Source organism: Streptomyces sp. NPDC059564, from assembly GCF_042735575.1.
Taxonomy (GTDB): domain Bacteria; phylum Actinomycetota; class Actinomycetes; order Streptomycetales; family Streptomycetaceae; genus Streptomyces.
In genome coordinates this window covers 1-11149 of record NZ_JBHWBP010000255.1, presented here as the reverse complement: position 1 = coordinate 11149, position 11149 = coordinate 1, and the positions used below count along the sequence as shown (strand labels likewise).

Below are 11149 nucleotides of genomic sequence, written 5' to 3'. Positions count from 1 at the left end.
AAGGTGGCGGTGATGCTGCGCAGGACCCCCGGCTCCACCGACGCCGACACCGCCACCTATTACAGCTTCAAGCAGCGCCTGCGCGGGGTACGCCCCGGGGCCCGGGTCACGGTCACCTTCGACGACAGCCCCGGCACCGACGCCAGCTGCACCCCGGCCATGGTCGCGCAGGGCCAGACGTACACCGTCCGGGGCGCCGGCGGCCAGCCCCAGCCCGTGACCACCCGGTCCGACCCCAACAAACAGCCCAACCAGCCCGGCACCGGGGCATGGACGCAGCAGCGCTCGTACACCTTCACCGCCGACGAGTACGAGCCGCTGCTGACCTTCACCTCCACCACGGCGGGCGGCCTGTACTCCTGCGGCCCGCTGATCGCGAACATCGCCGCCTCCCAGGTGCCGCCGCCCCTGGACCGCACCGTCCCGCAGAAACGGCTCCCGGCGTCGCAGGCCTTCCTCGGCAACGACAGCCGTTCCGTTTCCGATGCCGTCGCCCAGTGCAACAGCTCACCCAACGCCTGCACCTTCACCGAGGACCCGGACTACTCGTTCTCCTACTACGAGCCCGCCCGGCAGAACGGCGACATCTATCTCAACTGCACCCGAGAGAAGCTCCAGCGCACCCGGCCCGTCTCCTTCTCCTCCCGGACCCTGAGCGACCTGCCGGCCAGCGCCGGCATCCCGCCCGCCGGGGCCGGCGCCCCCACCAACGTCAACCAGCAGCTGACCACCGGCCTGGGCGTCACCCCCGCCTGGAGCCCGGACACCGCGCGCCAGGTCACCGAGGTGGTCAACCCCGACGAGGTGTCCTGGCTGGAGACCCAGGCCGGCCGCAAGCGCACCGAAGGCTGGTTCAAGACCAACCCCACCTCCACCCCCGCCGATCCCAACAACGAGTGGCGCCTCTACACCGTGATCGACACCCCGGCCCCCGGCCTCTCCGACCGGGTCTACCAGCGCACCGGGCCGCTCACCGACGCCGAATACGCGCGCTGCCGCTCCAACCGGCCCTCCGCCCCCACCCCCAACAACGCGGGCGATCCCGCGGGTTCCACCGACCGGGCACGGCTGCGATGAGACGGGCGAGAAGGATGGGACTCACGACGGAGCCGGACCGGCGCGCCACACGCGTCGCCGCGGCGATCCTGACGCCCGCCGTCCTCGGCGCGATGCTGACGGCCGGGCTGCCCGGCGGTGCCGCCGCGGCCGGGGCGCCGCAGCACCCGGCGCCGCACCCGGCCCAGCGCGCCGCGCAGCAGGAGTGCAGTCCGGGCGCCGGGTACAACCGGTGCCGGTTCTTCACCTACACCGGCGCGGTGCAGGACTTCACCGTCCCCGCCACCAGGGAACTGGACGTACGCGCGTGGGGCGCGGGCGGCGCGGGATGGCAGACCGACCGCGGCGGAGGCGGAGGCGGCTTCGCCGGCGGTACCCTCCCCGTCACCGCCGGACAGCAGCTGCGGATCGTCGTCGGCCAGGGCGGCCAGGGCCGCACCGGCGGCTGGGGCGGGGGCGGCACCGGCGGCAACGGCACCAGCAAGGGCGGACAAGGCGCCGGCGGCGGAGGCATGTCCGGCATCTGGGCCCCCGCCACGTCTCAGGCACTGGCCCTCGCCGGCGGTGGCGGCGGCGCCGGATCCAACCGCGGAGGCGGCGGCGCGCGGACCACCTCCGGCGGCTCCGGCGGAGGCCCGGACGGGGGCATCGGCTGGAGCGGCACCAACGGGCAGGGAGCGGAGGCGGGCCGGGGCGCCGCCGCCGCGACCGGCGGCCGGGGCGGAACCTCCCACGCCAACGGCGGCGACGGCGGGAACGCCGGGAGCGCCGGAGCGCCAGGCCGGGGCGACTCACCGGGGGCCGCCGGCACCCTGCCCATCCCCTCGTTCGGCGGCAGCGGCGGAGGAGGGGGCTACGACTACGAGGGCAGCACCCTGTACGAGGGCGGTGGTGGCGGAGGCGCGGGCTACGCCGGCGGGGGCGGCGGCGCCGTCAACAACCCCACCACCATCGCCGCCGGCGGGGGTGGCGGCTCGGGGTTCCTGGCCTCGACGGTCACCAACCGGCGCCTCACGCCCGGCGACGGGCGGGATCCGGCCGAAAGCGGCGACCCGCTGCGCTCCGACGCGGGGACGGGCGGCGGAGCCACGGACACCAACGGCAGCTCCGGCCGGGTGGTGCTGCAGTGGCTCGAGGTACCGGCACCGGCCATCACCCGACCGGAGGAGGGTGCCTGGGAGACCCCGAAAACGGCCCGGATCGGGGGATCGGGCATGCCGGGGGCGAGGGTCACCGTACGGGACTCCTCGGGCGCGGAAGTCTGCCAGGCCGGCGTGACCGACAGCGCCTGGTCGTGCGCCCCGGTCCCGCCGCTGACGCCCGGACCGTACGCCCTCACGGCCACCCAGACGCTGGACGGGGTGACCTCCCCGCCGAGCGCGTCCCGCGCCTTCACCGTCGCCACGAGCAAGGTGTACGAGTTCACCGACCGCTCCCTGATCGGTTTCTCCAACGGCGGCCGCCTCGCCCTCGACGGCGGCAACACCGCGGACAACACCCCGGTGGTGGTGCTGGGCCCGGGCCTGCCCTACCACCCCTCCGAGGTGTGGACCGCCCGTGGCACCTGGGACGCCAAGGACCGCCTGTGGACCTTCGTACTGCGCAACAAACACGCCGGCAAGTGCCTCCAGCCCGCCGCCGCCCCGCCGGCCCGGGGAACCGCCCTGGTCGTCCGTACCTGTGACGGCTCCGAGGCGCAGAACTGGAGCGTGCGCGAGGAGCGGCGCCAGGACACCGACACCCCGTGGTGGGTCTGGCGCCCCGCCGCCAACATCGACGCGGCCCTCACCAACATCCCCGTCGACCCCGCAGGACAGAGCCGGACAGAACTCCAGACCTCCTACCCCTCCGCCGACCGCCTCTGGAAGCTCGCCCCCGCCGGCGGCTCGTGGTGGCAGGCTCCCGAGCTTCCGTAGTCCGAGTGTGTGGACGTCCTCGCTGGTGCGCTGGGCTTCATCGCCTGAAGACGGCCCTCAGCGGCGGCGTCCGCCGTTCGCGGCCGCGGCTGTCGTGATCAGATAGTCGGCGAAGTGCTCGGTCAGCGGCTCGCCGGTGAGCGGTTCCAGGAAGAGGAACTGCCCCTGCGGGTTGACCTCCAGCCAGACGGGTTCGCCTCCCGGCGTGAGCTTCAGGTCGATCACGCCCATGGGCAGCCCGAGCCGGTCGAGCACCGTACGGACCCGCCGGGCGAGGTCCCGGGGGACCGGCCACCGCGTGATCGGGACGTTGAGGTCGGGGCGCCAGTCCAGTTCCTCCGTCTCGATCAGCGCCGCGAACATGCGCTCGCCGAAGCAGTTGAGCCGGATGTGGTGCCGGCCCGGAACGTACTCCTGGTACGTCGCCGGGCACACCGCGAAGGACTCCGCGGGCAGCGCCTGCGGGTCCTCGATCCACCGGGTGTACAGGGACGGGCCCCGCGCGCCCACGACCGGCTTGACGATGACCCGCCCGACCGCGCGGGTGAAGTCGACCACCTCGTCACGCGACTGCGTGATCAGCGTCCGCGGCACCCGGAAACCGGCCTGCCGGGCGACCCACAGCTGGTAGACCTTGTCCGACGCCCGGTCGGTCGCCTCCGGCGGCGAGATCCACTCGCCGCGGAACGAGGCGGCGAGGATGCCCGCCAGCGCGCCGCGGCAGTCGTTGTTGACCAGGCTGACCTGCTGCGCGCCGAGACCCGCGTCCTGCGACGCGGCGGCGGACATGGTGAGCTGCTGGTCCGCCCGCGCGCGGCGCCACCACAGCAGCTCCGCCTGCGCGAGGGACACCGTCAGGCCCTCCGACGTCGGCACCGCCGCCGAGGCACCGGACCCGTCGGGCGTCCCGGACAGGTGCCAGGTCAGGCCCGGTCTGCCGCTCACCGCATCGCACTCCACGATGTGGAACTCCTCACCGCGGGCGCGCACCGCGTGCTGCACCGCGATGGCGTGCAGGTCCTCGTGGAACGACAGGGCCAGGATCATGCCGCGTCGCACATGTCGGAACAGCAGTTGGGTCCGCACCCCGTCTCACAGGCGCGGCCGGCCATGGTGTCGGCGGAGACCTCCAGACCGGTGGTCGTCCGAAGGGCTTCCTCCCAGGCCTGCAGCTCCTGCGGTGTCTTCAGCTCTACGAATCCGGTCGCCTGGGTGCTGAACACCACCGGCGGGGCGGTGTTGGTGAAGCTGTCCTGCTTCTGGTCCAGGGGCTCGCCAAGCTTGAAGCCGTTCATGGTCACGGCCTCCCTCGATCGTCTCTCTCGCCCCCGAGTCCTGATTCCGGCTTCCTTCTCCTTCCACTGAACCACCGCCGTACCGGGGCCGCACCGCGAGGACGGCGGCGTCCGCCGGGGCCAGGGCCCGCCCAGGGCCCGACAGCCCGGCCCCGCCGAAGCGGAAGGCCGCGTCGGCCGGCGGCTCAGGGCGCCCCTTGATCGCCACGGTGGAACCGGAAGGCCGCGGGCGCAGCCGCCCGCACCGGTGCGATGCCCAATCCTCGGGCCCGGCCTGCCCGTTGGGCCGGCCATCCCCGACCCGAAGGAGCTGTGATCTTTTGTGTGCACCTCGGCGGTACCACCAGCAGGTTTGTGTGTTCGACCAGTACGGGGTCCCATGGGTGACGGAGCAGACTTCCCGCCGAGGGCCGCGGCTCGTCATGAGAGCCGACGCCACGAATCGAGGGGGACCCACACGATGAGTGGTCAGTTGTACGACGGTATCGGTGAAGCTTTCGAGGGCTTCAAGACCCTGCCCATCATTCGCTACGCCGAGGTACCGGGCTTTCTCGCCCTGGTCGGCGACGTCACCGGCAAGTCCGTGCTCGACATCGCCTGCGGTACCGGCTTCTACAGCCGCGAGCTCAAGCGCCGCGGCGCGTCCCGTGTCTTCGGATTCGACATCTCCGGCGCGATGGTCGACGCGGCCGACGCGCTCGAACGGGCCGAGCCCCTCGGCATCGAGTACGAGGTCGGCGACACGGCCACCCTGCAGGTCTTCGACCAGCCGTTTGACGTCGCCGTGGCCGTGCAGGCGTTCAACTACGCGAGCGACGTCTCCGAGATCGAACGGATGATGCACAACATCCGGCGCAGTCTCGTCGCCGGCGGCGCGTTCTACCTGTTCGTGCAGAACCCGGGCTTCGACTTCGGCGGTCCGTCGCTGGAGAAGTACGGGTTCCTGTGCGAGTCGACCGGGAAGGACAACGAGATCGGCCCGGGCATCCGGCTCACGGCCCTGCTGGATCCGCCGGTCTCGTTCGAGGCCACCACGCCGTCGAAGGAGACGTACGAGCAGACCTTGACGGCGGCCGGATTCACCGGGATCGAGTGGGTCCGGCTTGACGTTTCGGAGGCCGGAGTGGAGAAGTTCGGCGAGGAGTACTGGGCGGACTACGCCGCCAACCGGCCGCTGACCATGATCCGCTGTACCGCCTGACCGAGGGGTTGCCGGGCAACCGCGTGGCGGCGGTGTGATCGAATCGGGGGCATGACGACCACCGAGCCGATCCCCGTCGCCGGCGGAGGCCACCTCTGGGCCGAGAGGGCCGGGGACGGCCCTCCGCTCGTCCTGCTCCACGGACCGGTCCACGACAGCCGCCTGTGGAACCGCGTCTTCGCCGCGCTGGCACGGCGTCACACCGTGGTTCGCTACGACGCCAGGGGTCATGGACGCTCGACGCCCGCGACCGCGCCGTTCCGCTACGAAGACGACCTGCTGGCGGTCCTGGACCGATTCGGCTTCCAGGACGCGGAGCTCGTCGGCTTGAGCATGGGAGGCGAGGTCGCGCTCGACTTCGCCCTCGAACACCCCGGGTGGGTCCGCTCGCTGGCGCTGATCGGGGCGTCCGTCGGCGGGCACGAGTGGCCCCGGAGCCCCGACATGGATGCGTACGCCGCGGCACATCGTGGATCGGACGCACGCCGCATTGCCGAGCTGGAGCTCTCGCTCTGGGCGAACCTGGGCGACCGGGCCCCGGGTTTCGACGTCATCGAGCCCATGGTGCGGGAGAACGCCGAAGCCGGAGCCGCCGCCGAGAAGGGACACGCGCTCGACCCCGACGAGGACGCCGTCGACCGTCTGGACCGGATCGAGGCGCCGACGATGGTCGTCGTCGGCGATCACGACCACCCGGAGATCGGCGTCATCGCCGGACGCCTCGCCGACGGCATCCCCGGCGCACGGCTGGAGGTCGTCGCCGACGCCGATCATTACCTGCCCCTACGGGCTCCCGGGCGACTTCTCGAACTCCTCCTCGGATTCGACGTTTTCGCTCATCGTCGTGGGGGGCGCTCGTCTGGGTGACGGGGCCTGATCCGCCGGCGGGAGGGCGCATGCGCGTGCCGCCGCCGCGAGGGCGGCGGCGGCACTTCGAGAAGGGCGGGCCGGGCGTCAGGGGCAGCTGACGCGGATGTCGCCCGCGTCGGTGGTGCAGGTGTCGGTGCCGCTGCCGCCGTTGGCGGTGTCGTTGCCCGCGACGCCGTCGGTGGTGGTGAGCCGGTCGTTGCCGTAGTAGCCGGTCAGGGTGTCGTTGCCGGGACCGCCGTCGAGGGTGTCGTCGCCGAAGCCGCCGTCGATGTTGTCGTTGCCGTAACCGCCGTGGACGGTGTCGTTGCCGTAGCTCGCGCGCACGGTGTCGTTCCCGCCGAGCGCGCAGATCACGTCGTTGGCATAGCCGCCGTTCAAGGTGTCGGCGCCGCTGGTCCCGATGATCGTGCAGCCGCGGGCGTTGTTCACCGAGGTGGTGGCGGTGGCCGTGTTGTTGGCGGTGGCCGGGTCCTGCTGGGTGGCGGTGACCTTGGCCGTGTCCGTGAGCGTGCCGGTGGCCCGCGGTTCGGCCGTGACCGTGACCGTCGCGCTCGCACCCGGGGCCAGGGTGCCGAGGGCGCAGGTGGCCGCCGTCGTGGTGGTCGTGCAGGTGCCCTGGGAGGCGGTGGCCGAGATGAGGGTCACGCCGGCTCCGGAGAGCGTGTCGGTCAGCGTGACGCCGGTCGCGGTGGCCGTGGAGGCCGTGGAGTTGGAGACCCTCACGGTGTACGAGGCGCGGTCGCCGATGCTGACGGTGGCCGTACCGGTCTTCGTCACCGACAGGTCGGCGGCCGGCGGGGGCGGAGGCGTGCCGTCGCCGCCCTCGTACCGGGCCACGGCGAAGGCGAACCCGGCCCCGTAGCCGGCCGCGACGATCTTGCCGTCCGGCTGTACGAGCACTCCGCGCGCCGCGTCGAAGTCCCCGAAGCCGGTGACCACGAAGCCGTCGCCGCCGAAGCCGGTGTCCACGGTGCCGTTGGGGTTGAAGCGGGCCAGGCCGAAGTCGTTGGCCTCGGAGCTGTTCGGGTCGTCGGCCTGCCCCGCCACGACGATCTTGCCGTTCGGCTGGAGCGCCAGGGCGGAGGCGCTCCCGCCGTCGCCGGGGAAGCCGACCGAGGTGCGCCCGCCGGCGGCGAATCCGGTGTCGGCGCTGCCGTCGGCGTTGTAGCGGAGCAGGGCGACGCCGGCGCCGCCGTCACCTGCGGCGACGATCTTCCCGTCCGGCTGCACCGCCACGGCGTTGCCGAACTCCGTGCCGCCGAAGTCCGCGGTCACCATGCCGTCACCGCTGAAGGTGGTGTCGAGGGTGCCGTTGCCGTTGTAGCGGGCGACGCCGATGTCGAAGGCGGTGTTGCCCACGTAGCCGACCGCGAGGATCTTGCCGTCCGGCTGGAGGGCCATGCCCCGGGCGATGCCGCCGGCGTCCTGGGGCGAGGTCGGGGTGAAGCCCGCGACCACCGCCCCGTCACCGACGAGGCTCGGGTCCAGGCTTCCGCCGGCGGTCAGGCGGACCAGCGCGAAGCCGCCACCGCCGCCCTTGCCCGCGGCGATGATCCTGCCGTCGGGCTGGACCGCCACGTCCGCGCCGTCCGCGGACCCGCCGAACTCGTCGACCCGTACGAGGCCGCCGTCGCCGAAGCCGGTGTCCAGGCTGCCGTCCGTGTTGTAGCGGGCCACGGAGAAGAAGCAGCAACCGCCCTCGTCCCCGGGCACCTCGGTGGTGCCCGCCACGACGATCTTCCCGTCCGAGGGCTGCACCGCCACGGCGTTGGCCACGTGGGCGCCACCGCCGAAGTCGCTCGTCACCATGCCGTCACCGCTGAAGGTGGTGTCGGGGCCGCCGTTGGTGTTGTAGCGGGCGAGCGCGAAGCCGGCCTCGCTCCGGCCCGCCACGACCAGCTTGCCGTCGGCCTGCCGCGCGATGTCGTGGCCTTCCGAGTACCCGGGGAAGACGGTCGTCACCCGGCCGTCGGGACCGAAGGAGGGGTCGAGATCGCCGGGGGCCGCCAGGGCGGTGCCGGGCAGCAGGAGGACGAGCACCAGGCCGAGCGCGGCCGGCAGCCCGGCCCTCCCGCCGGGCCGGCGGCGGCGCTGAGCCGGTCTGAGGTGTGCGTGGGTCATGGGCGTACGGACCTCCGGTCGTCGCGCGTCATGCGGGGAGCAGCGCACAGCTTCGTACCGGGCACCGGCCGCACTCCGCGGGCCGTGCCGTACCTCGCCCACCCGAGCTCCGGGAACCACCCCGGCGGAGGAGCGCGCGGGGTGCGATCGGCTGCCCCACCGGGTTCCCCGGCCGGGCGCCGGTACCGCCCACCCGCCCCTGCTCGCGGCGGCCGGTGACGCGATGGCGATGATGATCGGCATGACACCGATCACCAGCCTCGACCTCACCGGCTTCACCGAACAGGAGCCGGGGGTGTGGACCGACGCACACGGCCTCGTCCTGTCGGTCCACTTCTTCGGCCTCGTCCCGGACCTGCCCGCCCCGCTCGACGAGCCCGACCGGCTGCGCCACGGGCTCGCCCGGTCCGTGGCCTCGGCCGGCGCGGGCCTGATCGAGGCGGTGGTGGGCACGGTGGACTCCGTCCCCGCCGTCGGACAACTCGTCAAGGTCCGGCGGCCGAACGGCCACGGGCAGGTCTTCCTCGGCTCCTGGACGGTGCCGCGGGCCACGTGCAGCACCGTGGTGAAGGTCCAGGCCGGCGAGGGCTCGATGACCGGGGTCCGTGAGGCCGTGGTCCTGGCCCGTACGGGTCCCGAGCGGTACTTCGTCCCGCATCCGTACGGGCCCGGCGTCGAGGGAGGACTGCCGTTCCACGTGGGTGACCACGAGGAGTGGGACGCCGAGTTCCCCGACCACCCGCTCACCCTGGTACGGGCCGCGCTGCGCCGCATCACCCCGACCGTCGTCCTGCACGACGGCTTCAAGACGCTGGCGCCCTTTGCCACGGCGGCGCCTTCCCCGATCCCGGCGCAGACTCCGTCCACACCCGCACCTGCCGCCGGCTCGTCCGGTGTGCGCCGCTGGTTCCGCCGGAGCTGACGGACACAGCAGGACCCTCCCGTGGCGGAAGCGTCCGGCGCCGAAGGCGTTCATCACAGCAACGAAGGCCCCGGCTTCCCTGAGGAGGCCGGGGCCTTGATCGAGCGCTGGGCAGGCCTTGCACCTGCATTCCCCCACGGGAAGTGGGGTGTCTTTCCTTGGACCACCAACGCCGGTCCCACCACCGTCTTTACGGCCGCGAGAACAAGATCAAGCATAGCGCAGGGATTCCGGTGCCGTGCACCGGTGTCCGGCGCGCACCGCACCGCACTGAGCGCATCATCGGAACGTGTGGACCACCTGGATCTCGCCGACGATGTGGGCGTTGAACTCGTCGAGCTCTTCGGCCGGAACCCACAGTTCGAGGATCGTCCGCCCGCCCACCTGTCGGACGGGGTAGCGGCGCAGGAACTCCGAGCCGACCTCGAAGCGGGTGACGAAGCCGGCGCCGCTGTGCCGCACGTTCCACTCCCTGGCGATCTTGATCGCGTAGTCCTCGTCGAGGACGGGGTAGAAGATCGGCTGCTCGGGGAGGCGAGGCGGCCAGGCCCGCCAGTCCAGTTCACGGACGAGGTCCAGCTCCTCCGGGCCCGTCGGGCGCCACAGGGTCGTCGTCACTTTCGGGCCGGTCATGGATATCGCGCTCACTGAACGTCGGAGGTCGTGCCGGAACGGCTGGTCAGGGGACCGGACGTTACCGGCACGGCAGGCCGGACGACCACTGCATTTTCCGCACCCCCGGAAAGGGAAAGATTCCCTCCGCCGGGACACGGATCGGCGGAGGGGAACGGAGTTCCGCAGGCGGTTACTGCTTTTTGAAGGATCGGATCTGGTGTTCGCCTTCTGGGCGTCGGGGAACTCGCAGTGTTCCCCGCCACCGTTCCAGCCGCTGTAGATGCAGAAGTTCCCGGAGTTGCAGGTGTAGGCGGCGGGCGCGCTCTCAGTGGCCGTGGCGAGGGGTGCGGACCCGACCGCGCCGTACCACCGTCGGCCGGACCCGGCCGCCCCCTCGCGCGGCGCCGAGAAAGCCCGGATCCGCCAACACAGGGGATGCGTTGACACACAAGAGTGTGAGTGGTTGAGTACTCACATGAAGAGCGAACGCCCCCGCAAGCTGTCCACCGCCGAGGAACGCCGCGAGACGGTGCTGCGCACCGCCATCGGCGCCTTCGCGACGCGCGGCTACTGGGGCACCACCACGACCGAGGTGGCGAAGGCGGCCGGCATCTCGCAGGCGTACGTCTACCGTTTGTTCCCGAGCAAGGAGGCGCTGTTCACCGCCGTGGTCGAACACTGCTTCGTGCAGGTACGGGCCAGTCTGGAGCGGGCGGCGGTCGAGGCGAAGGGCAGCTCCGCCGAGGTGGTCCTGGAGGCCATGGGGGACTCGTACGCGCTGCTGATCAGCGATAACGACCTGATGCTGATCCAGCTCCACGCCCAAGCCGCGGCCGTCTCCGAGCCGGCCGTGCGGGAGGCGGTCCAGCAGGGTTATGCCCGGCTGGTGGAGTACGTACGCGGCGCTTCCGGCGGCACCGAGGAGCAGGTCCAGCAGTTCTTCGCGCTCGGCATGCTGTGTCACCTCATCGTCTCCATGGGGGCCGACGAGGTGGACGCCCCCTGGATTCGAACGCTGTCCGCGGGTATCACGCACTACTGACGTCCGGCGCGACCGGACGGCTGGGCTTTTCGGCGGGGCGTGCAGCCCCGCCCTTTTTCGGGCGTCATGTGTGAGTGGTTAACCACTCAAGGAGGAGTGTCATGAAGGTCG

The 11149-nt window shown here is 72.2% G+C and carries 10 protein-coding genes and 1 pseudogene; 6 read left to right on the top strand and 5 right to left on the bottom strand.

Features of this window, described 5'->3' with window-relative positions:
- Both ACFV0Q_RS30450 and ACFV0Q_RS30445 read left to right on the top strand, forming a co-directional pair.
- On the top strand, window positions 1-1077 hold a 1077-nt coding region (locus ACFV0Q_RS30450), incomplete at its 5' end, for a hypothetical protein (protein ID WP_385009580.1).
- Window positions 1078-1091: 14 nt separating this feature from the next.
- Complete coding sequence (locus tag ACFV0Q_RS30445) at window positions 1092-2972, top strand: RICIN domain-containing protein (RefSeq protein WP_385009579.1); 1881 nt, start codon at window positions 1092-1094, stop codon at window positions 2970-2972.
- A gap of 57 nt (window positions 2973-3029) precedes the next feature.
- On the opposite strand, the gene ACFV0Q_RS30440 is transcribed toward ACFV0Q_RS30445, so the two are convergent.
- Both ACFV0Q_RS30440 and ACFV0Q_RS30435 read right to left on the bottom strand, forming a co-directional pair.
- Window positions 3030-4019, bottom strand: a complete 990-nt coding sequence (locus ACFV0Q_RS30440; protein ID WP_385009578.1) for a RimK family alpha-L-glutamate ligase — start codon at window positions 4017-4019, stop codon at window positions 3030-3032.
- On the bottom strand, window positions 4016-4267 hold the full coding sequence (locus tag ACFV0Q_RS30435) for a hypothetical protein (RefSeq protein WP_385009577.1): 252 nt from the start codon (window positions 4265-4267) through the stop codon (window positions 4016-4018). The genes ACFV0Q_RS30440 and ACFV0Q_RS30435 overlap by 4 nt, the downstream gene beginning before the upstream one ends.
- Window positions 4268-4727: 460 nt before the next feature.
- Between ACFV0Q_RS30435 and ACFV0Q_RS30430 the strand changes: the two genes are divergently transcribed.
- Together ACFV0Q_RS30430 and ACFV0Q_RS30425 are read left to right on the top strand one after the other, a co-directional pair.
- Complete coding sequence (locus ACFV0Q_RS30430; RefSeq protein WP_385009576.1) at window positions 4728-5468, top strand: class I SAM-dependent methyltransferase; 741 nt, start codon at window positions 4728-4730, stop codon at window positions 5466-5468.
- 51 nt (window positions 5469-5519) lie between these two features.
- Complete coding sequence (locus tag ACFV0Q_RS30425; RefSeq protein WP_385009575.1) at window positions 5520-6335, top strand: alpha/beta fold hydrolase; 816 nt, start codon at window positions 5520-5522, stop codon at window positions 6333-6335.
- 87 nt (window positions 6336-6422) lie between these two features.
- Here the strand turns inward: ACFV0Q_RS30425 and ACFV0Q_RS30420 are convergent, their stop codons facing one another.
- Complete coding sequence (locus ACFV0Q_RS30420; RefSeq protein ID WP_385009574.1) at window positions 6423-8459, bottom strand: calcium-binding protein; 2037 nt, start codon at window positions 8457-8459, stop codon at window positions 6423-6425.
- Between the two features lie 241 nt (window positions 8460-8700).
- Between ACFV0Q_RS30420 and ACFV0Q_RS30415 the strand changes: the two genes are divergently transcribed.
- Window positions 8701-9381, top strand: a complete 681-nt coding sequence (locus tag ACFV0Q_RS30415; RefSeq protein WP_385009573.1) for a hypothetical protein — start codon at window positions 8701-8703, stop codon at window positions 9379-9381.
- A gap of 279 nt (window positions 9382-9660) precedes the next feature.
- On the opposite strand, the gene ACFV0Q_RS30410 is transcribed toward ACFV0Q_RS30415, so the two are convergent.
- Window positions 9661-10014 carry a hypothetical protein gene (locus ACFV0Q_RS30410; RefSeq protein ID WP_385009581.1) on the bottom strand — a complete coding sequence of 118 codons (354 nt, stop codon included), beginning with the start codon at window positions 10012-10014 and terminating at the stop codon, window positions 9661-9663.
- Window positions 10015-10233: 219 nt separating this feature from the next.
- Window positions 10234-10443 (bottom strand): annotated as a pseudogene (locus ACFV0Q_RS30405) (peptidase inhibitor family I36 protein); the annotation flags it as partial.
- A gap of 28 nt (window positions 10444-10471) precedes the next feature.
- On the opposite strand from ACFV0Q_RS30405, the gene ACFV0Q_RS30400 reads away from it, so the two are divergent.
- Entirely contained in the window at window positions 10472-11038 is a 567-nt protein-coding gene (locus tag ACFV0Q_RS30400; RefSeq protein WP_385009572.1) for a TetR/AcrR family transcriptional regulator, read from the top strand.
- The last annotated feature ends 111 nt before the right edge of the window (window positions 11039-11149 follow it).